At 32.0% G+C, this 25903-nt stretch carries 24 protein-coding genes; 20 read left to right on the top strand and 4 right to left on the bottom strand.

What is annotated here, in order from left to right; all coding sequences use genetic code 11:
- Positions 1-5 precede the first annotated feature (5 nt).
- The 8 genes from BG05_RS18910 to BG05_RS18875 all read left to right on the top strand — a co-directional run bounded on the left by BG05_RS18910 (position 6) and on the right by BG05_RS18875 (position 9389).
- Positions 6-854 (top strand): GNAT family N-acetyltransferase, encoded by an 849-nt coding sequence (locus BG05_RS18910; RefSeq protein ID WP_003189390.1) that lies wholly within the window; start codon positions 6-8, stop codon positions 852-854.
- 192 nt (positions 855-1046) lie between these two features.
- The gene (locus BG05_RS18905; RefSeq protein ID WP_033708111.1) at positions 1047-1610 is read left to right on the top strand and encodes a class I SAM-dependent methyltransferase; all 564 of its coding nucleotides are present in this window, start codon (positions 1047-1049) and stop codon (positions 1608-1610) included.
- A gap of 421 nt (positions 1611-2031) precedes the next feature.
- A complete protein-coding gene (locus BG05_RS18900; protein ID WP_002127512.1) occupies positions 2032-2511 on the top strand; it encodes an SRPBCC family protein in 480 nt (159 codons plus the stop codon).
- A gap of 79 nt (positions 2512-2590) precedes the next feature.
- Entirely contained in the window at positions 2591-5761 is a 3171-nt protein-coding gene (locus BG05_RS18895; protein WP_003189393.1) for an ATP-binding cassette domain-containing protein, read from the top strand.
- 456 nt (positions 5762-6217) lie between these two features.
- Positions 6218-6559, top strand: coding sequence for a PadR family transcriptional regulator (locus BG05_RS18890; RefSeq protein ID WP_002032268.1), 342 nt, complete (start codon positions 6218-6220; stop codon positions 6557-6559).
- Entirely contained in the window at positions 6556-7068 is a 513-nt protein-coding gene (locus BG05_RS18885; RefSeq protein ID WP_002168325.1) for a DUF1129 domain-containing protein, read from the top strand. The genes BG05_RS18890 and BG05_RS18885 overlap by 4 nt, the downstream gene beginning before the upstream one ends.
- Positions 7068-8519, top strand: a complete 1452-nt coding sequence (locus BG05_RS18880) for a serine hydrolase domain-containing protein (RefSeq protein ID WP_003189398.1) — start codon at positions 7068-7070, stop codon at positions 8517-8519. Before BG05_RS18885 ends, BG05_RS18880 begins: the two co-directional genes overlap by 1 nt.
- 63 nt (positions 8520-8582) lie before the next feature.
- A complete protein-coding gene (locus BG05_RS18875; protein ID WP_033713794.1) occupies positions 8583-9389 on the top strand; it encodes a MerR family transcriptional regulator in 807 nt (268 codons plus the stop codon).
- A gap of 85 nt (positions 9390-9474) precedes the next feature.
- Here BG05_RS18875 and BG05_RS18870 read toward each other — a convergent pair whose 3' ends face one another.
- Positions 9475-10191, bottom strand: coding sequence for an SDR family oxidoreductase (locus tag BG05_RS18870; RefSeq protein WP_002085411.1), 717 nt, complete (start codon positions 10189-10191; stop codon positions 9475-9477).
- 194 nt (positions 10192-10385) lie between these two features.
- On the opposite strand from BG05_RS18870, the gene BG05_RS18865 reads away from it, so the two are divergent.
- The 8 genes from BG05_RS18865 (at position 10386) to BG05_RS18830 (ending at position 17508) form a co-directional block, all read left to right on the top strand.
- Positions 10386-10724: a winged helix-turn-helix transcriptional regulator gene (locus BG05_RS18865; protein WP_033713746.1), complete on the top strand. Its 339-nt coding sequence runs from the start codon at positions 10386-10388 to the stop codon at positions 10722-10724.
- A gap of 287 nt (positions 10725-11011) precedes the next feature.
- The gene (locus BG05_RS18860; protein WP_003189406.1) at positions 11012-11764 is read left to right on the top strand and encodes a class I SAM-dependent methyltransferase; all 753 of its coding nucleotides are present in this window, start codon (positions 11012-11014) and stop codon (positions 11762-11764) included.
- A gap of 136 nt (positions 11765-11900) precedes the next feature.
- A complete protein-coding gene (locus tag BG05_RS18855) occupies positions 11901-12734 on the top strand; it encodes an alpha/beta hydrolase (RefSeq protein ID WP_003189408.1) in 834 nt (277 codons plus the stop codon).
- Positions 12735-12851: 117 nt separating this feature from the next.
- A complete protein-coding gene (locus BG05_RS18850; RefSeq protein ID WP_003189410.1) occupies positions 12852-13646 on the top strand; it encodes a VOC family protein in 795 nt (264 codons plus the stop codon).
- Between the two features lie 116 nt (positions 13647-13762).
- On the top strand, positions 13763-14470 hold the full coding sequence (locus tag BG05_RS18845; RefSeq protein ID WP_003189412.1) for an aminoglycoside phosphotransferase family protein: 708 nt from the start codon (positions 13763-13765) through the stop codon (positions 14468-14470).
- Positions 14471-14626: 156 nt separating this feature from the next.
- Positions 14627-15223, top strand: coding sequence for a TetR/AcrR family transcriptional regulator (locus tag BG05_RS18840; protein WP_002127527.1), 597 nt, complete (start codon positions 14627-14629; stop codon positions 15221-15223).
- 203 nt (positions 15224-15426) lie between these two features.
- Positions 15427-16806, top strand: coding sequence for a dihydrolipoyl dehydrogenase (gene lpdA, locus BG05_RS18835; protein WP_016127028.1), 1380 nt, complete (start codon positions 15427-15429; stop codon positions 16804-16806).
- A gap of 246 nt (positions 16807-17052) precedes the next feature.
- On the top strand, positions 17053-17508 hold the full coding sequence (locus tag BG05_RS18830; RefSeq protein ID WP_002127529.1) for a cupin domain-containing protein: 456 nt from the start codon (positions 17053-17055) through the stop codon (positions 17506-17508).
- Positions 17509-17622: 114 nt separating this feature from the next.
- Here the strand turns inward: BG05_RS18830 and BG05_RS18825 are convergent, their stop codons facing one another.
- Positions 17623-18600 (bottom strand): phosphotransferase enzyme family protein, encoded by a 978-nt coding sequence (locus BG05_RS18825; RefSeq protein ID WP_003189416.1) that lies wholly within the window; start codon positions 18598-18600, stop codon positions 17623-17625.
- A gap of 325 nt (positions 18601-18925) precedes the next feature.
- Between BG05_RS18825 and BG05_RS18820 the strand changes: the two genes are divergently transcribed.
- Complete coding sequence (locus BG05_RS18820) at positions 18926-20002, top strand: helix-turn-helix domain-containing protein (protein WP_003189417.1); 1077 nt, start codon at positions 18926-18928, stop codon at positions 20000-20002.
- A gap of 70 nt (positions 20003-20072) precedes the next feature.
- Here BG05_RS18820 and BG05_RS18815 read toward each other — a convergent pair whose 3' ends face one another.
- Together BG05_RS18815 and BG05_RS18810 are read right to left on the bottom strand one after the other, a co-directional pair.
- Entirely contained in the window at positions 20073-21764 is a 1692-nt protein-coding gene (locus tag BG05_RS18815; RefSeq protein ID WP_016127031.1) for a M3 family oligoendopeptidase, read from the bottom strand.
- 17 nt (positions 21765-21781) lie between these two features.
- A complete protein-coding gene (locus tag BG05_RS18810; protein ID WP_000185903.1) occupies positions 21782-22720 on the bottom strand; it encodes a DMT family transporter in 939 nt (312 codons plus the stop codon).
- Between the two features lie 124 nt (positions 22721-22844).
- On the opposite strand from BG05_RS18810, the gene BG05_RS18805 reads away from it, so the two are divergent.
- From BG05_RS18805 to BG05_RS18795, 3 genes are all read left to right on the top strand, one after another.
- Positions 22845-24215 carry an aminotransferase-like domain-containing protein gene (locus BG05_RS18805; protein WP_002127535.1) on the top strand — a complete coding sequence of 457 codons (1371 nt, stop codon included), beginning with the start codon at positions 22845-22847 and terminating at the stop codon, positions 24213-24215.
- 243 nt (positions 24216-24458) lie between these two features.
- Positions 24459-24875: a VOC family protein gene (locus BG05_RS18800; RefSeq protein ID WP_033733991.1), complete on the top strand. Its 417-nt coding sequence runs from the start codon at positions 24459-24461 to the stop codon at positions 24873-24875.
- A 134-nt stretch (positions 24876-25009) separates the two neighbouring features.
- Positions 25010-25888, top strand: coding sequence for an SDR family oxidoreductase (locus BG05_RS18795; RefSeq protein ID WP_002168316.1), 879 nt, complete (start codon positions 25010-25012; stop codon positions 25886-25888).
- Positions 25889-25903 lie beyond the last annotated feature (15 nt).

Genomic DNA, 25903 nt, shown 5'->3' with positions numbered 1-25903 from the left:
CTTATATGATTCAATACAAAAGATGTAGTGAAGTAAGTATAGATTTAGTGTATAAAGCTTTTAAGGATGGATTTTCAGATTACATCATTAAACTGGAAGTTTCAAAAGAAGATTTTATAAAAAGATTTTTTGGGCCAGAAGGGAATTCGCTAGAACACTCCTTTCTTGCTTTAGACGGTGACGAATGTATTGGTGTAATACTTGGTGGTATTAAGGTATATGAAAGTATAAAAACAATGCGCTGCGGAACATTAGCTGTTCATCCAGAATTTCGAGGCATTGGTGTAAGTCAAAAGTTATTTGGGTTACATAAAGAAGAAGCGACACAAAATAAATGTAAGCAGCTTTTTCTTGAAGTTATTGTAGGAAACGATCGGGCGATTCATTTTTATAACAAATTAGGTTATGAAAAAGTATATGATCTTTCTTATTATAATTTAAATGATTTAACTAAAATAATGAATAAAGGTAATAAAAATATTGAAGTAAAACAATTAGAATTTCCAACATTTAAAGTTGAGATTCAGAAATGGTTAAACTTCCATATAAATTGGCAAAATGATATTAATTATATCGAAAAAACAAATCATACATTTTACGGTGCATATTTCGATAATGATCTAAAAGGTACTGTATGTATAAATGAACAAGGTAAAATTAGTTTTATTTTCATAGACAAAGACTATAGAAATATTGGTGTTGGGACGAAATTATTACAGGTAGCAAGTGAAGAATTAAAGTTATCAAGTTTATCAATTGGGTTTCCAAACAACAATTTACTGGAAGGGTTTTTAAAGAAATCTGGATTTGAAAAGAATTCTTTAGCACAATATGAAATGTATTTATTGCTATAAAAAGCGGAAGGAATTATTCTTTTCGCTTTTTATTTTGCACTATAAACGTTTTTGCTGTATGTGGGAGGATAAGTAAAAACAACAGAAGTTTTGTTACCTATCTTATTGAGCTAACTGGCACTTTAGTTGAAAAAGGAAAATGTATAGTAAACATAGAATATATTAATACATTAAAAGATTTATGAGGTGAAAGTGATGGCGATTAAGCAAGACGAAATTAAAGTAGTAGTCGGAGCTGGAGTATTTAATAATAATCCAGGTTGGGTTCAAACGCAAGAAGATGAACTTAATTTACTAGACAATACCACTTGGGAAGAAAGATTTGAATACAATTCCATTTCAGCTATTTTAGCAGAGCATGTATGGGAACATCTTACTTTTGAAGAAGGTGTAAAAGCAGCTGAAATTTGTTATAAATTTTTAAAGCCATCAGGTCATATTCGGTGCGGAGTCCCAGATGCATTTTTCCGAGATGAAACCTACCAAAATATAGTTCAAATAGGCGGACCTGGCCCGAAAGACCACCCAGCTGCAAGTCATAAAATCGTTCATAATTATAAAACATTAACGAAAATGTTTGAAACCGCTGGATTAGAGGTAGTTTTACTTGAACATTGTGATGAAAATGGTCAATTTTATTACAATGAATGGGATGCAAACGATGGTGTTATTTTCCGTTCGAAAAGGTATGATTCTAGAAATCGAGGCGATAAACTTGGTTTTCCATCGCTAATTGTTGACGCGATTAAAAGGTAAGTCATTCACCTAGAATAGGTGTTAGTTCTATCAGTTCATGAGTCGCAAATGCGGCTTTTTTTATTTGTTTTGTAAACCTACGTTTAGCAAGGAATTAGACATACATAACTTGATTTGAATACTATATTAGCTCTTATTAACACCATTTATCTTAAAGGAAATTGCTTTTAAATATTTAATGGAAATATCATATAAAGTAAATAAATCAACGTTTTCTCATGTTGAATTTTTTTGCGGAAATGTTGAGGTACGCCTATTGTAATAAACACATGGAGAGAATATATGATAAATCAATCAATGTTCAAGATACCATTCACACATTAAATTAATATTTCATTGCCATAGAGATTTCTTTTATACATAAATTCGTGTAAAATAAAACAGGAACATACATTCTATACAAGAGTAGGAGGAAATAAATATGTTAGCTCAAATAGAGAAACAAACTGATGGCTATATTATAAAATTTGAACGCCAATTTCCCAATACAATAGAGGAAGTTTGGTCTGTTTTAACTGAAAACAGCAAGCTTAAAAAATGGATGTCTAATTTACAGATTGAAAACCTTAAAACAGGTGGAATTATAAAGTTCGACATGATGGATGGTTCATTTTTAAATATTGATATTTTAGAGTGCCAACTAAATTCAGTACTTGAATTCACATGGGATAAAGATCGTGTCCGATTTGAAATACATAAAGAGGAAAATGGTTCTCTTTTACTACTTAAAGAATACATTCATGAATTAACTGATCATACACCAAAAGATATAGCTGGTTGGCATATTTGTCTTGACCTTTTTTCTTCAGTTTTAGAAGAGGAAGAGAAGGAATTTTCTAAAAACGAATGGCAACAATGGTTCGAAAAATACAAGGATAAGATTCAAGAAGTGAGAGGGTAATTGTATAATAGGTAATATTCATTATGTAATTATTATATTGTAAAAATGATTTTGTGGAAAAATAAGAATAGAGGTTAATATGAAAGTAAATCAATTAATTGCTAATAACATAAATAAACTTGATACTGTTATTCCGTTTAATAAATCACTTGGTATTGCTGGTTTATCTGGATCTGGAAAAACAACTCTTTGTCAAACAATTGGTGAAGAATCAAAGAAGCGTCTAGTTTCCTTATTGCCAAAGGCTGAATATCAATATTTATTTCCTAATATTATGGAAACTAATTTTAGTGCAATTAAAATGGAAGAAATGCCTTTAGTACTTTTTTTAGGGAAATCATCAATTTCTTCCAATCCGCGTTCGACGATTGGTACTCATACAGGTGTTTTTAAAGAGATTCGTGAAAAATTAGCGGAAGAATTTAATCTTTCTCCTGAAGTCTTTTCATTTAATAATCAATTAGGTTGGTGTGCTGGCTGTAAAGGGCGTGGTACTACTAAAAATATTGAGTGTAAAAAATGTAAGGGGAAACGTTATAGTGAAGAAGTTGAACAACGTACTATTGAGTTATTTGCTGAATCACATACAATTTCGGATATTAACGATTTAAGTGTTGAATCTATTCTTTCACTAGCAGAAGAATTAAATATTAGTGAAGCAAAACAACATATACTGCAAAATATTATCAATATGAACATTGGTTATTTAACATTAAATCGAATTATGGGTACGTTGTCAGGTGGAGAATTAACACGACTTTACTTAGCTGAATTCATGGCAGTAAGTGAAAATGCTGTAATTATTATTGATGAGATTTCCGTGGGGCTTGATTACGAAACATTATTACAAATATTAGAAGAGATCGAAAAATTAGGGTACAAAAATCAAATTTGGCTCATTGATCATTCAGATACAGTACTGGATACAACGGATGAGCAAATGTTCTTCGGACCTGGTAGTGGAAAATATGGTGGAAAAATCGTAAAAGAATCACCAAGGCCAAAGCCAATACTATCGGAACGAAATTACAAAATGCCAACAGAATATTATACATTCCATGAATTATATTGCCGAAATATCCAAATGACTGAGTTTCAGATTCCTAAAAATAGACTTGTAACTGTTACAGGAGAGTCTGGATGCGGGAAATCTACACTTGTCAATGAGTGTTTAGCTACAGATTTCTTGAAACGATATCCAAAAGATAAACTAGTTATGGTAGGGCAAGATCGAAACCAATCGATTACAAGTCGATCAACTGTAGCAACTTTCTTAGATATTAAAAAGAAACTGACAAAGTATAGTGAAGAAATTGATGATATTTTTGAGCGCTCAATTGAGGATATTATTGATGAAATTCCAAACGAAGATATTGCGTATAAACGCTTGAGCCTACTAATCAAATTAGGACTGGGCTATTTAACATTAGAACGAAAAACACAAACATTATCAACGGGTGAGTTTCAATGTGTTCATTTAGTTTCTGAGTTATTTGCAAAAACAAGAAATCCACATACATTGTTTATTTTTGATGAGCCTTCAAAAGGTTTATCGCAAAATATTTTAAATCAATTTATAGATAGTGTTAGAGGGATATTACAAGATGAATCAGTCTCTATCATAATGATTGAGCATAACAGTTACATGCTAGAAAGTTCTGATTATATTGTCGATTTTGGAAAAAGACAGCTTGAATCTATAGAGCATCTTGATGTAGTAAGTCATGATGATTATTATCGTCAAAAAAGCAGTGTGAATAATGCTGAGCAAATACATATTTCTTCAACACTGAATCAACAAAATGGAATTAATTACTTAGAAGAAAATCATATTGATTATTTTAAAAATGCAGAAAACATCTATAAGGGTGGCATATTAAAAAGCTTATCATCAATGGCTCGTTTAATTTACGGTGAATACGAATCTGATACAATTGCACCTGTAGTTGCTATTGATCTCGAAAGACATTTGTATAGTCAATATAGTTTCTTATATGAAATTGGTGGATTGATCAATCATATTGTAGCTGCTCATCCGACTAATAAAGATACGAGAAGCTTCGATTTCTATTCTCAGGATAATCATTGCCCATCATGTTCGGGACGTCTTCAAATTGAAGTTTTTGATAAAGAAATTACAATTCAAGATAAAAATGTTCCATTTTGGGATGGTCTATTCGATCCGGAAATCATGAAAGTATTAAAATTTTATCAATATGAAAAAATAGAATTTCTATTTGAAGAAATTAAAAATGAGCTTGGTCATGATTTGTCAAAGAGCTATAATGATATGTCTGAGGAAGAAAAACATACATTTTGGTACGGCTATTTTGATAAGTCCTTTTATGATAAGAAAGGAAAGACACGTAGAACATGGGTAGGATTTAATACAATTATTGGCGGATATATTGTTATTTCAAAAGCAGCTATTAAAGAAGATATTAAGACTTCTAAAGAAATGATGACATGTCCAATTTGTGAGGCAACTGTATTAAATCACCAAAAATCGCTTAAATTTGGAGATACAGATATTCGTGAAATTATCAATCAGCCGCTTAATGAAATAATAAAAATTGTAGGAGATTTACCTGTACTCATCAAATTGAAATCTATCGTAGGTGACAATATGATTATGACAGAAGATGTCTCGTTACTGCCTAGGAAAACACAAGTTGCACTGAAAATGTTTGAATTAGAACAAGCAAGCTTTTCAAACTATGAAATGGTGTTACAAAATGTTTTACCATTCTGGAGCCAAATTAAAGGTAATATCGAATCAATCAGCAATAATAATAAGGTGACTATTTGTGATTTCCAAAATATCAATGAAACAAGAGAAACTATCATAGATAAGTATTTCACAAATGGAAAATATAAAAAATTAACATATGTGTATGAAGCATTTGGTTATAAAAAATTAGTTACCCAAATTAATAAAATTAAAAAAAGCAACCCATGTCCATTCTGTAACGGAAAAAAAGTTATAACCGAGGATAATCTACATGATGGCGTGTTTAAATTAACAATTCCATGTATAACTTGTAATGCAAGTGGTATTAATGATGAAGGGCTTAAAGAAATTGTTGATGGCATAGATGTACAAACATGGTTAACTGGAAAAGTTAGTGATGTTGTGGATGAAAGCTTACGAACTGAGGATGTTCCAGACATTCTAATATTTAATCGAATTCGTGAGTTGAATAAGCGAGAAATGATGGCAGTTTATGAATGTCTTGAGAAAAATAATTAAATTAAGAAGAATAAAAAATAGTGGTCAGTTAGGGATTAAAAACTCATTTGCAATAATCTGCAAATGAGTTTTTATGTTGAAGAAGAGTTTCTTTAAACGTGTTAAGGTGGATAGATAATAGAGCAAGAAAAATCTATTTGTAATACCAATATAAATTATTCTTAAATTTTAAACTGAAAGGTATTACAGGTTGGCATTTATGTTTAAGTTTTGTTAGTCTTTCTAAGATGTAAATACCATTTATCTGTGAGAGTTAGTTTTAAATCGTTAATTATGATCATTTATTATATAATTATTGACGTATAAAAATGTTTTTTTTTGGATAATAATTTAGGTTATTTGGATAATAACAAAAGGAATATGCTACTTTTTTAGTGATTGTATAATTATTAGAATTTTTAAATTTAACAGAAATATATACTTGAATGAAGTATATATTTCTGTTAAATTTATCCTATGGACAAAACAAGTTTAATTAAAGGTCATTTAGAAATGTGTGTGTTATCTATTTTGTCGAAAAAGAAAAGTTATGGTTATGAAATTATGAAAGAACTTGAAGTACACAATTTAAAATTGAAAGGAGTAGGAAGTATTTACCCTATTTTAACTAAGTTAAAAAATCAAGAGTGGGTAAATACTTATCAAGAAGTAACAGACAGTGGTAAAGTTAGAATCTATTATGAAATTAATGAAAACGGGAAAATACGTCTTGAGAAGAAAATTAATGAGTGGTTAGAATTACAATCTGATATTCAAACATTATTAAAAAGTGGTTTGAAAGGAGACCTTCTGAAATGAGGAATGAATTAAACGGTAAAGAAAATCAATTTTTAACTGACGTACTTAAGGAATTAAAGCAATACGATATCAGCTTAGAAGAAAGGGAAAATATTAAACAACAAATTTTAGAGCATATTCAAGAATGTCGTGAAAATGGGGAGGATAGTATAAATGATCTAGGTACGCCTCAATTATTTGTTCAAGATTTTTTAGAAATAAATGAAATTGACCTACAAGTTAAAATGAGACAACTTCAAAATGAAAAGGGAAATTCGAGCACATTTATCTTAGGTGGCATATTCATCGCAGTTATTACTTACCTCATCTCACAAACTACACTTTCACTATTTTTAACGGAATCATTTAACGGAACTAATAGCAAAAATACATTTAATTATAATCTTTTATATCGTATAGCAGAGAATCAATGGTGGAACTATGTATTAATAATGTTTAGTTTTACGCTCTCTATATTAGTATTTATTAGCCTAGTAAGTTATAAAAAAAGAAAGCTATCTAAAGTATAATGAAGAAAACTATCTATAAACTATTTCAAATTTGTATTCTTTGTAATGTATTAATATTATGTATCGTACATCCAAAAGTTTATGCTCAGCAAAATATTAAAGTTACATTAGATAAGTATATTGAAAAATTTATAAAGGAACAGAACATTCCTGGAGCTTCCGTTGCAATTGTACATCATAAAGATGTATTCTTTACAAAAACATGGGGGATTACTGGGGAGTCTGAAAAAAAGGTAACTAGTAAAACCCCATTTGCGATTGGCTCAATAAGTAAATCTTTAACAGCTTTAGCTATAGTCAAGTTAATAGAAGATAAAAAAATAAAATTAGAGGATTCAGTTCAACAACATCTTCCTGCGTTTAAACTAAAAGATACACAATCAACTTCAAATATAACAATCCAACATCTACTAACTCATACAAGTGGAATAAACACATATGAAGGCTTAGCATTATCAGATAAACAATTGAAGAGTTCTAAAGCATTAAAGGAAAATGTAATGAAACTTTCAAAAATAAAATTAAATGCCCCACCAGGGGAAAAATATCAATATAGTAATGCAAATTATATGATACTTGGTGCCCTTATTGAGGCAGTCACAAATGAAACATATTCTTCATATATAGAAAAGCATGTTTTTCAGCCTTTAAAAATGAATGGCGCAGCGGCAAATAAAGAAAGTGCATATGAAAAAGGCTATTTAACAGGTTACCAGTCGTTGTTTGGTATACCAAGAAAAAGTGTAGTGTCTTATGATAATGCTGGAGCACCGTATGGTTATATTACCGCGAATTTGGAAGATATGATTCAATTTATAATGTTTTTGAATCACCAAGACCACACTCAATTTTTAAAGAAAGAAAGCATGGATCTTTATCTATCACCGCTTTATAAAATAAATTCAGAAAAAAGTTATGGGTTTGGATTAAGAACAACAAATATAAATGTAAGCGAAACGATGGTTTGGCATTCAGGATCAACGCCTGATGCTCGTGCAGAAATGTTTATTTTAAATAAAAGTGGCTGGGCTGGTGTGATTTTAACGAATAAAAATCATGTATTAGAAGAAACAGCACTAACGGTATTGAAAAAGGGGATTATTAGTATTTTGAATGGGGAAAAACCTGGTGATATCCCTAAAAACATACCATTCACACAAATTGTTATGTCGATAGTCACACTCTCACTCATTATTACATCAATTATGTTAATGAAAAAGTATAAACGTAAGAAAACTTGTAAAAAACAAACTTGGCTGTTCGTTGGGAGTATATTTCTACTATTATCTAGTATTTTGATCCCACTTCTTATTTATTGCACAAATTCACCGTGGCATACGATTAAATTGTTTGCAGCAGATGTAGCTTTACTCGCTAGTATTACAGTAATATTATTAGCTGTGAACGGACTAATATCAATATTTATAGCCCTGAGGAGCAAGAAAGTATAAGGATAAATAATTAAAGAAATATAATTAAAGTTGTTAAAAATAGTTGACTCTCACACAATGTCATTGTTTAAGCTAAAGTTGAGATTCGAGGTATCTAGAATTTTTAGGAGGAAACCACGTTTAAAATTGGAGCTATTACAGCCAGTAAAAGTCGATGAGCAAAGTGGTTATCGATATTATTCAGCAGCCCAATTAAAGAAAGTAAATCAAATTCAAGTGTTAAAAGATATGGGATTTAATATTGCCACTATTAAAGAATTAGTAGAGAGTGAAAATATTGAAGTAATAAAGTCACAATTTGAAAATCGTAGTGCTCAAATAAAGGAAGAAATGGACGATCTCAAAAAACAATTACGTCTCCTCGAAGACTCAATGAAAACGATGAGAGAGGATGTTATTGAAATGAACTATCATGTTTCATTAAAAGAAATTCCAGAAAGAAATGTAGCAAGTGTTAGAAAGGTTATTCCATCGTATAATTGCGAAGGGGATTTATGGAGTATATTGATGCAAGAAATTAATGTTAAAAATATTAGTATAGCTAATCCGATTTATAGTATTGCTACATTCCATGATCAAGAATATAAGGAAAATGATGTGGATGTAGAAATACAGATAAATATTTTAGGGGAGCATGAAAATACAAAAGATGTTAATTTCAAAAAGATAGATCCATCCTATGTAGCTTCAATAACAGTTAACGGAAGTTATGAACAAATGACAGCTGTAAATGAGGCGGCAGCAAAATGGATCGAAACGGAAGGTTATGAATTAGCTGGACCGATGTTTAATATTTATCACGTTAGTCCAGCGATGGAATCAGATCCTAATAAGTGGGTTACAGAGGTTTGTTATCGGATAAACAAATAAACAATAAAGTAAAAAGGACTCGTTGATTAACCATAATAGCCTCCTTAATACTAGTTAATCTAAGGAGGCATTGAATTGTTATAAATTAATGATATGTGTATCCTCCATCAGGAAATAATACATTACCTGTAGTAAAACCATTTTGCATTAAATACAGGACAGTATGTGCAATTTCATCATTATACCCAGGTCTCTGTACAAGAGAAAGAGATTTATAATCTTCATAAGCAGCTAGTCTTTTCTCATTTTGTTCATTCTCTCTTCGTATCGTTCCAGGAGAAACAACATTAACTCTAATAGGAGCTAATTCAACAGCTAAAGCTTTCCCTAAGCTTTCAATAGCACCATTACAAGCGCCATAAGCAGGTGCACCTTTAAGTGGTCTTTGACTAAATGCACCGGACATTAACACGATAGATCCAGATTTTGAAAGAAAAGGAATTGCATATTTTACGGCGTAATATTGTGGCCAAAACTTTCCGATAAAGCTGCTTTCAGCAATTTCCTCTGTAGCGGTTATTGGTCCAAGTGTGTAAGAGGCTCCCGGTGTGAATAAATGATCAAAATTCCCAACTGTCTTGAAAAAATCTTGTAATTGCTCTTTATTTTGATTATCCAATACATAAGTTTGAAGATGGTTGTTATTTATTAATTCTCGAGAAATTTTTAATTTTTCTTCCGAGCGTCCTGCAATAATAACATGTGCGCCTTGTTCGATTGCTTGTTTTGCTGTTACTAATCCAATACCAGAGCTTCCACCAATGATAACGATACGAGTATCCTTTAATGTAGTAATAGACATATTTTAGCCCCTCCTTTAATAAAAACTTTAAAATAAAACTGCTATGCTTTTATTATTCGCTAAAAGATTGCAAGTGAAAAGTACGCACTTTATATGTACATAGTCGCAAATTTCGTACTAATCGCTTGTTATATGGATACATAATATAAAAAATTACTCATTATAATTTATGATTTGAGGGAGTGGTGAGGAAAGTGAATTTAGAGGAACCGAAATTAAAAGGGGTAATAGCGACATTACAAATAATCGGTGGGAAATGGAAGCCACTTATTTTATTTATATTATTAACAGATGGAACGAAACGGTTTGGTGAATTAAAGCGATTAATACCAGACATTTCTCAAGGAACATTAGCGAAGCAGCTTCGTGAATTAGAACAAGATCAACTAATACAACGTGAAATTTATCAAGAAATACCACCTAAAGTGGAATATAGCTTAACTGAGCATGGAAAAACAGTTAGTACTGTTTTAGATAGTATGTGTGGTTGGGGAAGAGGACATTTAGAATATATTGATAAAAATAAAATATAACATTATTATGTAAACTAAATGGAATTTGTCGAAACATATCGTTTTAATAATTTGTATTTTATAATATATAATTAAGTAGTGTTATAGGTTATTATATATGCAGTCTTCCAGATGAGGTGATATAGCTGAAATGCTGTATCGTTCGAAGTAACTAGTTGTTCGGGGCTGAAAAAATGCGTAGCAGATATAAAAGAAGACGTAGGCCCTTTCACGATAATATCAACTATGAGTCTATTTCGAGAATCATCTAAACAGTTAATGCATTTTTACAAAGGGGAAATAATAAAATGAATGAATTAGAGTATAAAAGTTTTTATGATAAAGTGGGACGATTAAATGGGTGGGACTTTAGTAAGCTAAAGTGTGAAACTGTAGGTGACACTTGGGACTTTTATGGCGAAGTGCAAGAAAGATGTAAACCATCAGATATTCTACTTGATGTTGGCACAGGTGGAGGAGAGAATATATTAAAAATAGCATCTTCAGCTGCATTACTGATTGGAATAGATAATTCTAATGGAATGATCAAAACAGCACATTCCAATTTGAATAAAGCAGGTATACAAAATGTTGAATTTCTTCAAATGGATTCGGAATTTTTAACGTTTCCGCATGCTCATTTTGATATTACTTCAAGTTGTCATGCGCCGTTTGTAGCATCTGAATTGGCAAAAGTAATGAAAAAAGGTGCTTTTTTCTTAACACAACAAGTTAGCGAACATGATAAATTAAATCTTAAAGAAGCATTTGGTAGAGGGCAATGTTTAGGTGAAAGAGATGGTACGTTAAAAGATAATTATATGGGTGAACTTATTAGTGCAGGATTTGAACTCGTACAAGTACGTGAATATGATGTTACTGATTATTACAGTACTCCTGAGGATCTTATTTTCTTATTAAAACATACGCCTATTATTCCTAGATTTGGAGAAAAAGAAGAGGACTTTAATATTTTACAAAAGTTCATTGACGCTAATAGTTCCGAAAAAGGTATTCGTACGAATTCAAAAAGGTTTATGATTATTGCTGTTAAATCATAGTGTATTTTAACGTAAAAGCTGATTTTCTTTAAAAGAAAATCAGCTTTTTTTGTGGAAAAGAATGCAGGGAAAACTTAAAAATCATAGAAATAGGTAAAGTGGTAATCTAAAAATTGAAATATAGGGGATAATTATTTTGAAACGTTACTATATTAACAACGAAAAAATAAACGCACATATTACTGAGTGGAGAAATAATGAAAAGTCCGTTATCTTTTGTTTACATGGGTTAGGTAGTACGAGTTTAAGTTTTATAGAAATTGCAGAGGAATTAAAGGAAGAGTATAGATTTATCTCCATTGATGCACCAGGGCATGGTAAAACACCGCCCTTTGAAAGAACGGAAGATTATGAGATGCTGAATTTAGCAAACTGGTTAAATGAAATAATAAATGAACTGAGAATTGAACATTTCTATTTTTTATCACATTCGTGGGGAAGTTTTGTAGCACTATTTTATTTATTAAATAATCCAGAAAAAGTACTAGGAAGTATTCTTATTGATGGTGGATATCAAACAAAAAGGCTTCAAGAAGAAACGCTTGAAGAGGAAATCGCGTATTACGAAAAGGATTTTGAAGAATATATTTTTAATAATTGGGGTGGATTTTTCAAAAGTGAAAAAGAAGCATATACTAGGTGGTCTCCATTATTAGAAGTTGCTGTAAAAGACCTAGGGATTGAAATGGATAATAAAGTATGTTGGCATGCGAGAGGTACAACAGCTGGTAATATAATAAGAGGTATGCATAAAGATGAAACGATAGATATTTACGAGAAGTTACCATCTAATATTATATTGCTTCGAGCTACAGTTCCACAAATATGGGATGAATATAGAGATAAAACAGTGAGGATTTTCAAGTTAAAAACTGGCGCGAAAGTAAAATTAATCTCTGATACTACACATTTGTTACACTGGGATAAACCAGAAGTTGTTATAGAGGAAATAAAAAGTAATTGGAGCTAACATATTCATACTAAAGTTGTAGTTTTTACATGAAAAATCCACCCTTCGGTTTGATTTTATCTATTTATAAGTGTAATACAATAAGAATAGATAATAAGAAACAAGGGGGAATGTAAAGTGATTACACATATATCAGATATAAAACTACAAACGGTTTCTATAGAAGGGGTAAAACAAGTCTATAAAGACATATTATCTTTTCCAATAAAAAAAGAAATCGCATCATATATTCAATTTGAAGTAACACCGTATACAACAATTAGTTTTCAAGAAGTATATGAACCAATTGCACCTGCGCATTTCGCTTTTGAGATCCCATATTCAAAGTTTCATGAAACGGCAAAATGGCTTAAAGAGTCTGGATTACTCATTGTGAAATGGAAAGATGGTCATACAATTGGTGAGGAGAATGGTCTATTCAATTTATACTTTAAAGATGGTGATGGAAATCTTCTCGAAATTATTGCACATAGTTATGTTAAAGAAGATGTATTAGTCCCGCATTCACCGTTAAACATTTTATACGTAAGGGAAATTGGTCTTCCGGTTAAAAGTGTACCTGTATTTACGGAATGGTTGAAATCAAATCTAGACATGAAAACGAAGGAAGATGGGGATATTTTTAACTTTGTAATAGGTGGCACTGCATATATCGTTGCAACCTGGTGGCAGCGACCGTGGATTCCAATCGCGATGAAAGCTTTACCACCGAAAGTACATGTTTCATTCGGAACACCGGATCATGCGTTTTTACAACAAATCCAAAATAACTTTAAGAAAAATGGTGTTCCATTTGAAAGTAAACATACTGAAGTATTGTTTATTCAACAAGGGTATTCATTTTCTGTTTTGCATACACCGGAGTTTCATTCCGATATTCCTAGAAAATTAAACTTACCACTTTCTATATAATTATAGGGAGGGGTAAGTTTTTTTCATTTTCATGAAGAAGGGTTTCAGTATAATTACACTGAATTTATAGAGGACTATAAGGCGTTATTCTAATTTACTGTAAGGAGAGAAATGAATTGAATCTAGGAAATCCGATAGCCAAAGGAAATACGGCTGAAATTTATCTTTGTGATAATAAAGTTGTGAAATTGTTTAAAGAATACCTCCCTAATACAGAATCTCTATACGAAGCACGAAAACAAAAGTATGCATATTCATGTGGTTTACACGTTCCTAAAGTATTTGAAGTTACAGAGATACAAGGTAGACAAGCTATTATTATGGAATATGTAGAAGGGGAAAGTGTTGGTGAGCTTTTGCTTAATAATTTGAGTAAAGCGGAGCATTACATAAGTATATGTGTTAGTGTACAACAAAAGATTCATGCGATCTATGTGAGATCGGATGAAATAGAGCTGATGGAAAAGAGGCTTTATCGTCAAATTAACTCCGTACATGATCTGGATGAAAAACAAAAGGGAAATATATTAAAAAAGTTAGATTCAATCACATTTGAACCTAGATTATGTCATGGTGATTTTCATCCGTTTAATTTAATTATGAGTAATGGTGATGTGAATATTATAGATTGGGTTGATGCTAGTTCAGGTGATATTCGTGCAGATGTGTTTCGGACATACTTATTGTATTCACAGAATTCAGAGGAATTAGCTGAAATGTATTTACATATATATTGCAAAAAAACAGGTTTATTAAGAGATGAAATTTTCCAGTGGGCTCCTATTATTAGCGCAGCTAGATTGGCAGAGAGTACACCTCTGTAAATAAAAGATGTTTTCAAGTATTTATTTTGATCCCTATTAAAATAGTGAATCATTTATTTTTTTACTCATTGATTCTCTCCGTTATTTTTCTTGCTAATTCTTTTCGGTTTGTCATATACTAAAAAGAGACCAAATGTTTTCTTTTAGGAGGACACTATGCGTAAAGGTGAATTAACAAAAAGAATGATTCTTGATCGTTCCTCTGCTCTGTTTAATATAAAGGGGTATAGTGGTTCTTCAATTTCTGATATTATGCGAGAGACTGGGCTAGAGAAGGGTGGTATTTATCGTCACTTTAAAAATAAAGATGACTTGGCTGTTCAAGCCTTTCAGCACGCAACTTCACAAATGGGAGTGCGTTATATTGAAGAAATAAAAAAAGCATCCACTACATTTGATAAGTTAAAAAGTTTTATCTCAGTTTTTACATCTCTCGTTCATAATGATCCTCTTCCAGGAGGCTGTCCAATCATGAATGTAACGTTAGAAGCAGATGATTCCCACCCACTTATGGCAGAACAAGCACAGATAGCGATGAATCAATTACTTGGAATGATTGAAAAGATTATTACGAATGGAATTGAGCAAGGGGAGTTAAGATCAGATACTCAAGCAAAGCAGATTGCTATCATCTGGATTTCTTCTCTTGAAGGAGCACTTGCCTTGTCACGCTTATACCAAGATACAGTCTATATTGATACAGTATCGTCACGACTTTTAGATGAATTGGAAAAACAAATTACGGCCAAGTAAGCCGTAATTTTTATCGCAAAAAAGAGACTGTTCGGTTTCTTTTTTGAGGGGGTGATCACTTAATAGAAATTCCATGATGGAACTATGAAAAAACGGTTGAGAGAAGAATGGTACTAATACAAAATAGTAAATTGAAAAATGTGTAGAGTATGAACAATTTCGGCCTACCTGTTTCTAATTTTTGGAGGAGTGTGAAAAAGGATATGAGAGAAATAGAAACAATCGTAATTGGCTCTGGACCTGGAGGATATGTTGCTGCAATAAGAGCTTCACAATTAGGGAAACAAGTGGCAATTATAGAAAGAGAGAATCTTGGTGGCGTATGTGCTAACGTCGGCTGCATTCCATCTAAGGCACTTATTTCTGTAGGTCATCGTTTTGAGGAAACAAAGCATTCAGAAAATATGGGTATTTTTTCTTCTGGTGTAAATGTTGATTTTGCAAAAGTACAAGAATTTAAAAACAACGTTGTAAAGAAATTAGTAGGTGGTGTAGAAGGGTTATTAAAAAGCAATAAAGTAGAAGTGATAAAAGGTGAAGCTTATTTCATGGATGCTAACACTATACGAGTAACCAATAAAGATGCAGCTCAAACATATACATTTAAAAATGCAATTATAGCTACTGGATCACGCCCAGTTGAAATTCCAACATTTAAATTTACAAAACGTGTGATTAACTCTACAGGTGTACTTAGTTTAACTGAAGTTCCAAGTAAATTGGTTGTAATCGGTGGTGGTTACATTGGTACTGAATTGGGCTCTGCTTACGCTTCCCTCGGTTCTATAGTAACAATTATTGAAGGAGGTAAAGATATTTTAACTGGCTTCGATAAACAAATGACTCAAATTGTGAAAGAAGACCTTATAAACAAAGGTGTTACAGTAATAGTAGATGCATCCGCTAAAGGTGTTGAAGAAGTTGAAAATGGTGTAATTGTTACCTACGAAATTGGTGGTGAAGAAAAGAAAGTTGACGCTGATTACGTATTAGTAACGGTTGGCCGTCGTCCTAATACTGAAAATATGGGTTTTGAAAAAATCGGTATTGAGTTTTCTGACCGCGGTTTATTAAAAGTTGATCAACAATGCCGTACTAACCTTCCGAACATTTTTGCTATCGGTGATATTATTGCTGGTCCACAGCTTGCACATAAAGCATTTTACGAAGGAAAAGTAGCTGTTGAAGCTATTTCTGGTGAACTATCATGTGTTGATTACTTGGCAATTCCAGCAGTTTGTTTCACAAATCCTGAATTAGCTACAGTTGGTTATACTGAAGAGCGAGCAAAGGCAGAAGGCATGGAAGTAAAAGTGATTCAATCCCCATTTTCAGCAAACGGTCGTGCACTTGTATCAAATGAAGGAAAAGGGTTCTTGAGGCTATTGGTGCGTAAAGAAGATGGTGTATTAGTAGGTGCTCAAATCGTGGGTAATGGTGCATCAGAAATAATTGCCGAAATGGGTTTAGCAATTGAATCAGGCATGACAGTTGAAGATATTGCATTAACACCACATGCTCAACTAACTTTAAGTGAGATTGTGATGGAAGCTGCTGAGGCCTTAATTTACAATTTTAAATAAATATTAATTAATAAAAATTGGATTGCTTCGTTTTTTAGAAATTCTAAATAAAATAAATGTAGAGATAAATAAATATGTAAAAAACAATCTTTACTAATAAACTTCTTAATAACATATTATGGCTAATTGAGCCGTTTTTTTACCGTGAAAAAGAGACTATTCGGTTTCTTTTTGTGAGAGGATTTATTCATTTATTAGAGAATTAAAAGTCGAATTATGGAAAACAAATATGAGAGGAGAATACAAATGAGTCAATTTGTTAATTCAACAATGGAAGGTAAAAATTTTAGTGCTGTTCAAGTAGGAAAGTGGGAGGATCTGCTTCAATATAAAAATGGAAATCCATTTAAAGCTCCTGGAAAGGTATTTCTTAAAGATGACTTACAATGTACAGGGATGGAAGTTTCACTAAATGTTTTCCCTCCAGGCATTTCAATGCCCTTTTATCATAAGCATAGAGAAAATGAAGAGCTGTATATCTTCGTCAAAGGACAAGGGGAATTCAAGATTGATGATGAAATTCTTGAAATCAAAGAGGGTACTGTCATAAGGGTGGCACAAGAGGGGGAAAGAATTTGGCGTAACAATTCAAGTGAACCTCTCTATTTTATTTGTATTCAAGCTAGGGCAAATACTTTGGAAGAAAGTAATATCGAGGATGGTATTAAGTTAGATAAATCCGTTGAATGGATTGAAAAATAGGTGCCACTGTACGATTAAATATCGTTTCGCTCCTTGTATTTTGTCTTTTGAAGAAAACTTATCTATAGAAAAGTACACCCAATTGTTAAACTTAATGTAACAATTGGGTGTACTTCATAGGAAACCAACTGTGTTTAAAGAATGGCTTTTTTCAATCTTTATTCTATAAAGGTTCATTATCCGTACTTGTTCCTCAGTTAACTCTTCTTTATTCCAATACATATGCATTAAACTATATTCGAATATCTCCTTTAATTTAATAAACAATGGAAGCTGCTCTATCATTTCTGTAGGTAGATCATTTTCCTCCTGGTATCCGTCGATTATTGCTTTTGTAATAGAATTCTCATAGTCGACTATGTTGCCATTCCCAACGAAAGAATATTCTATCGCGCTATAGACTGGAACAGCTAAATCGAATATGTAAAAATGTTTTTCACAGTCTTGAAAATCAATCATTGTTAAATTTAAATCATTGTCCACTAATATGTTTTCTAACCATAAATCTCCATGAATTAAGCCGTAATTTGAAGTGGACTTTGGCAGCTCCTTTATAGAAGTTAAAACGTCAGATGCAATTTCTCTTATAGTAGTCTCTTCTTTTGGGATATAGTTAAGAAAATTATACTCTTCATTTTGATACCAGTCGTTTATATGTTTTACTGGTTCAATACTTTCAAAATTTTTAGATGCACGATGTAATTTACCAATTTGTTGACCAAGCTTTTTAAATACATTAGAATTCCATTCGTTTCTTGGTAAATGTATACCAGGAGCAGCTTTATATAATACAGCAAAAACTTCTTTGTCTAATGTTATTTTCTCTACTAAATTCCCCTTTAAAGAAGGTATTATGGGAGGGACTCCTAAGCCCTTTTGATATAAAAATTTCGTATATGTAACTTCTTCTAATTGCTCTTCATATGTTTTATAGTTTGTAATTCTAACGAAGTAAGTACCTTGTGCTGTGAGACATTGATACATTTCATTTGTTATTGGTTTCATTTCAATAAAATCCAATGGATATAGTTTATTAATTAGTTTAAGTATCTCTTTTTCTATATTATTCATTTTAACTTCCTTTCCAAACATAAATTTTCCACTCACAAAACTACTAGTTCATTAACTTACAAATTTCGTGTTTTATTTGGTAGAATCCTTTAAAAAAGATTTATCCCGTAAAAGTCCGATTAGTATGGGATAATAATCAGTGGGGAGGAACAAGCTCCCCACTGATTAAAGTTTCACTTTATTGAAAAGTAAATGTATGACAAAATAAGATAGCTGAAAAAATATGAAATGAGTAATTACATATGATATTTAAAGGTTCTAGAGGGTGGTTAATGTTATAAACCACAAGAAATATCAAAAGAAAGAAGTGGATACTTCTTATAATATTTAGTGAGGAGGGAGATAAATGAATGAACATATACAGCTAATGATTGAATGGATTGAGGGCAATTTAAAAAAGGAGTTTTCATTAGATAAATTATCTGATTATATGGGGTATTCTCCTTACTTCTGTTCGTTTAAATTTCATCAAGTAACAGGGATAAGTATTAGACGATATATTCTTCTTAGAAGATTGTATTTATCAACGGAAGATTTGACGAATGATAGAAAGATAATTGATATCGCATTTGATTACGATTACTCTTCGCAAGAGGCTTATAGTAGAGCATTTAAAACTGTTTTTGGTATAACCCCAGGGAAATTCCAACTTAACAAAATACCGGTTCAATCATTTATTAAACTCTCAATCAATGATGGCAAGGAGTGGGATAGAATGAATTTTTCTAGAAAAGTTGAAGTTAATCAGTTACGAAATGCGAAGAGTGAGCTGTTTGATAAAGATGTACTAAACATATTAAATGGTCAATTTATGTATGAAGAATTTAAAAGTGAAAGACTAATGGGGGAATCTGATTACGCTCCATTTAATGAAGCTATGTGTGTAAATGCGACTACTGCACAGATTTTTGATGATGAGTTTATTAAAACAAGGGCAGAAGGACATCAAGGTACTGTAGAAAATTATATAAAAAAGGTTATTCATCCTTTAGAGAATCTTTTTAAGAAAGAGTATAAATGTATCGTTTTATGGTTTGGTGAGGATATGTTTTGCCAAATGAATCTACTTACCGTACTTTCTTATCTTGAACAGTCTGATTATAAGGGAAAAGTATACTTAAATAGCTTCAGAGAGGATGGATTTAAAGTAAGTCAAATTGAACTTGAATTAGGAAACTATTTTTCAGTTTATAATCAAGTTCTAGTAAATCAAAAAAAGCCATCTCATGAGATACTACCTGTAATGTATCAGGCGATAGATTTATATTTAGAGATGCTAAAAGAAAATAATGTAGTAGTAAAGTATATCTCCAAAAATAAAGATTTACCAACACAAGAGTTATTAAAAAGGTTATTTAATCTTTTTCCAACAATAGGATATGGGGACGTACAATATATAGAGCTTATTAATAAAGCGAGATGAAAATTGAAACTAATTAGAAGAGAATACAGTAAAAAAGATGCACCTATCCTTTTAGGTGCATCTTTTTTACTTATATTTGTTTAAGTAATTCCAATTCCTCTTCTACAAATGCCATTAATTCTTTTATTGTCTCACTAGAAAAATCAAAACGAATTCCAGCTGCTTCATATACCTCTGGTAAGGATTCAGAGCTACCTAGAGATAATGCTTTTTTGTAATTTTGTAGTGCTTGTTTAGGATTCTTTTTATATTGTTTATACATTTGCAATGCACCAAGTTGCGCGATTGCATATTCAATATAATAGAAGGGTATTTCGAATATGTGTAGTACAGGTAACCAGCCAGTTGCTATCCAGTTTTCATAACCTTCAATATTTACCACATTCGATTGGTAAGTGTTATGTAATTCTAAATATTTTTCATTTCTTTCTTTAGCAGTATGATTTGGATTTTCATACATCCAATGTTGGAATTGATCAACGATAAGCATTTGTGGTAAATACTTAACAATATCTTTAAAGAAATCTAATTTTGCTTTTATAAATTCTTCTGTATTCTCATAAAATGTATCCCAATACTCCATCGAAAACAATTCCATTGTCATGCTGGCTAGCTCAGCTGATTCTGAAGGGATTTCTAAATATTTTTGTAGCTTTAGCTGCTTCATACATTCATTATGAATACTATGGCCCATTTCATGGAGGAAAGTAGTAACATCATAATGTGTATGATTGAGATTCATAAAAATAAAAGATAATTGAGAAGCAGGTAAGTGTTCGCAAAATCCTCCAGGTGCTTTTCCTTTACGACTTTCTAAATCTAAGCAATCATTTTTATGCATACGGCTCAATAATGCAGAAAATTCTGGGTCTAGTTTTTGTAAAATATGAGAACTTTTTTCGATTAAATCACTCTCGTCTTCAATGGGTTTTAATACTTTTTGATTTGGTGCGGCTGCTTTTAGATCCCACGGACGAAGTGTATCTACTTGAAGTTCAGCTTTTTTCTCATTAAATATATTATCAATAAGTGGCACAACGTATTTACGAACGGATTCTGCAAGTTCATAGCAATCATCAGCCGTATAATCAAAACGTTCATGTTTTTTAAACATATAATCACGATAATTATCTAATTGAATGTTTTTTGCCTTTTGGTGACGGATTGCAATTAATTCATTTAAAATATGTTGTAAATTATTTTCAACAGATAAGAATTTTTCAGAAATGAGCGTTTTTGCTTTTTTTCGTATATCACGATTCGGATTTTGTAAGTAAGACTGTAGTTCAGTAATTGTTTTTTCTTCGCCATCCCATAGTGCAGTCAAACTGCCTGTAATTTCGAAGTACTCGGTTACTAATTTGTCTTCTTTTACTTCTAAATCAATGTTCTTTTCACAAAATAATGTTTGCGCATTTTTTATTTTTTTATCTAGTAAGCTATAAGTTTTTGGATCAAGTTGCATTCGAAATGGTGACTCTAAATATTTATTATCAAAGGAATTTTGATAACGTTTCAAAAGAGGCCTTACATATTGTTGATCATATTCAAACGTATCTTTTATTTCTTTGTTATCTGTATTACATTGAAAGTCAATATAGTGTGATCTCAATTGTTCTTCGATTTCCCATATTAATTTCGACTGTGTTTTCAGCCAATTTTCTAAATCTTCTCCTGAAGAAATGGGTTTACTTAATAAAGTAGATAATTCGTTCTCTAGCTCATGTATATTACGGATATCCATCGTATTAGAGTTCTGCATTATTTACCCCTCACTTTTTATTTACTCAAGGAGGTATTCTTCTTTTTCGCTATGATTCCTTTTTTTCCTAGAAAATTTGTGCCTATTACTCCAAGAACAATCATAAGTGTACCGACAATATGATAGTAGGCAATTTGCTCGTGTAAGAATACAACGCCTGCGATAATGGTAATAAGTGTAGATAAGTTGCTAAAAACACTTATTTTGGCTGCTTCAATATAAGATAGTGAATAGTTTAATAATAATGCTGTCAGTAAGGAAGATAGTAATCCTAAATATAAAATGGAGATAAGGAATGTTCCATTCGTAAATGGCTTAAAGTATACAGTTATTGTACCTTTGTTCATATGGTCAATGATTGCGATGAAATTAAAACTAATAAAACCGATTGCTGTCATTGTGTATGTTAAATCCATCAGCTTGAATTTCTTTGTCATTTTTCGAGCTAATACATTGTAGCAAGCAGATGATAATGCCGATAATAAAATGAGAATAACACCGATAAAGCTCGTTTCATGAGCCCCTATACCATTCATAACAAATATATAAATGACACCTATGACAGAAATACATACTGATGTTTTTTGCCATGTATTCGTATATTCTTTTAAAAAATAGGAAGCTAGTATCATCGTAAATATAGGGATCGCTGCTTGTATAATTCCAGCTTCAGATGAACTTGTATATACTAAGCCAAATGCTTGGAAAGCAAAGAACAATGCTGGATAAAATATTGCGAGTGGTAAAAGTGTAAGTATGTTTTTAAATGATATATTTAACTTTACAAAACCGAAAATAACCGGAATGGTTGCTGCTATGAAGGCAACTGTAAAACGGTGAGCCAGAGTATCAAGAGGACTCGTAATGGTTAGTGCTAGTTTCACAAACATAAATGAAAACCCAATAATAAATGAATAGAGTAATGCTGATATATATGCTTTTGTTGTATTTGTCATAATTCCACCTCATAGTAGTTGATTTCTTACTGGCCAGTATACGTACATAGTAATCCTTCTGATCTAGTGCTACAATGTGAACAAATACAAACTGTACCGGTACAAAAAAATAGGAGGTGTAATGATGTATAAATATTTACATGTTTTGAACGACTTAGAAAGTATGATTCAAAATGGTGAGATAAAAGAAGGAAAGAAATTACCGTCTATACGGTCGCTTGTTACACAATATGAATGTAATAAGGCGACTGTAATACGAGCGCTGCATGAATTGGAAAAGCGTCATATTATTTATTCTGTACCTCAAAGTGGATACTACGTTGTTAAGAAATCTGGAAGTTACGTAGAAAGTAACGAGATTATTGATTTCGCTTCTTCGGCCCCAGATCCAGATGTTTTTCCATACTTAGATTTTCAGCATTGCATTAATAAAGCGATTGATACCTATAAGAATGATTTGTTTATATACGGAACACCGAAAGGGTTACCATCTTTAATTTCGGTTGTGCAAAAACAGTTAGCAAACTATCAAGTTTTCACAAAGGAAGATAATATATTTATAACGTCAGGTGTGCAGCAAGCACTTGCTATATTAACTTCAATACCATTTCCGAATGAACATAATATGATTCTAATTGAACAGCCAAGTTACCATTTATATATTGAATATGTAGAAACAAATAACATTCCTGTAATCGGAATTAAGCGTACGCATGAGGGGATAGATTTAAATGAACTAGAGCGGATATTCAGCACAGAAAAAATTAAATTCTTTTATACAACTCCAAGATTTCATCATCCACTTGGAACTTCGTATTCTAAAAAAGAGAGAGAAAAGATTATTAAACTTGCGAAGAAATATAATGTATTTATAGTAGAAGACGACTATTTAGCAGATTTAGAAACTGATTCAAAAGTAGATCCGTTTTACAGCCAAGATAATTGTAATCATGTTATATATTTAAAAAGTTATTCGAAGATCATCTTTCCTGGTTTGCGAGTCGGTGTTGCAGTCATCCCGCAATCCATTGCAGATGCCTTTTATAAGTATAAAAAGATTTTAGATATCGATAGTCCTATGATTTCGCAAGCTGCTTTAGAAATTTACATAAAGAGCGGAATGTTTGATCGGCATAAACATAAAATAAAAGCATCTTACTACAATAGGTCAAAAAAACTAGCGGCAGTAGTAGAAGGTGTTCAAAATGAAAATCCACATTTGTTTACTTCTAGAACAGTAGATCCAATTGGAATACACACTTGTTTACAGTTGAAAAAAAATATAGTCACGGACACATTTATTAAAAATTTAAGCAAGAGTCAAATAAGCATAGATTCTATTGATAAAAATTATTTAAGTAACTTTCATAAAGAGAGATTGTTAAAGTTAAATGTATCTAATGTAAAAGAAGAAAAGATTGAAGAAGGGATTGGCAAAGTAATTGGGGAAATAAAACGAACGAACCGTGTGGATTTTCAGTTTAAAAAAGAATAAAAATTATGAGGGGGCGTGTTTTGAATAGAATAGCCTTGTTTGTATGTATTGCTCTTATTGATTCACAATATTATTGTTTAATTACAAAAAAATCGTTACGTTCATGATCTGCCATTAAAAGGGCATTTTCTTGAATATGGATAAGAGAATGGGTTATTTATATGTGAATTAAAGGTAATTCAGAAGGTGTTATTTCGTTTTAGTATGTGGAAATATTACTCAACCTTATGGAGGAGATCGATTATGAGCAATACACAGACATTACGAGGGCTAACCACAGTTAGTTTTTGGACAGATAATCTAGCAGCCGCAAAGAAATGGTACGCTGACCTATTAGGAAGTGAACCATACTTTGAACGTCCAGGATATGCCGAATTTCGCATTGGCGATTACCAACACGAGCTAGGTTTAATCGATAGCCGTTATGCGCCAGCTGATTCAGTGACTGGCCCATCTGGCTCTATAGTGTACTGGCATGTTGATGATGTAACAGCAACTTTCAATAAGCTACTGTCTATGGGAGCAAAAGAGTATGAGGGACCTACAGAGCGCGGCGTGGGATTCATCACGGCTTCCGTAGTTGATCCCTTCGGAAACATATTAGGCGTTATGTACAATCAGCACTATTTAGATGTGCTAATTTCGAACAAAAAAGCATGAACTTCGCTGCTGCACAACGAGGCATAGGGTGCAATGCTAATCAAATTTAATTAATATTATTTTAACCCCTTCTTAAAATCAGAACGGGGTACCGAAAATAATTATACTTGATTATAAAGAGTAAGGAGAATCACATGAAACCATTACAAGGTAAAATAGCAGTTGTGGCCGGAGCAACACGAGGCGCCGGAAGAGGTATTGCGATGATGCTTGGTGAAGCCGGTGCAACTGTATATGTAACAGGAAGAAGTACAAAAGGGAATTTATCCTGTATGGGAAGAACTGAAACGATTGAAGAAACGGCAGAGCTTGTTACAAAGCAAGGCGGAAAAGGAATCGCAGTTCGTGTTGATCATACGGTAGAAGAAGATATTAAAGCATTATTTACAAAGATTCAAGACGAACAAAATGGACAGCTTGATATTTTAGTAAACGATGTTTGGGGCGGCGATCCTTTAACAGAATGGGAGAAACCTTTCTGGGAACACAACCTACATAACGGACTACTTATGCAACAAAGAGCTGTTCATTCTCATATAATGACAAGCCATTACGGTGTACCATTAATGGTGAAAAATAAAATGGGACTTGTTATTGAAATTACAGATGGAGTCGATTATCAATATCGAGGTAATTTGTACTATAGTTTAGCAAAAGTCTCAACAATTCATTTAGCAGAAGCTATGGCGAAAGATTTAGAACAACACAATATTACAGCTGTCGCAGTTAGTCCAGGATTCCTTCGTTCAGAAGCGATGTTAGATATATTTGGTGTAACAGAGGAGAATTGGCGAGAAGGAGCTAAACAAGACCCTCATTTTATCGCATCAGAAACTCCTTTCTTTGTTGGAAGAGCAGTAGCAGCTTTAGCAAGTGATCCAAATGTTCATGAAAAAACGGGACGAGCGTTAAGTTCATGGGAATTAGGAAGAGAGTATGGATTTACAGATATGGATGGAAGACGCCCAGATTGGGGGAAATATTTTGAGGAGAATGTTTTGAATCAAAATTAATGTTTTTAGAGCACT

The sequence above is a fragment of the Bacillus mycoides genome, assembly GCF_000832605.1.
Classification (GTDB): Bacteria; Bacillota; Bacilli; order Bacillales; family Bacillaceae_G; genus Bacillus_A; species Bacillus_A mycoides.
The sequence above is the reverse complement of the archived record's forward strand: the minus strand, read 5'-3'. Positions and strand labels throughout refer to the sequence as shown.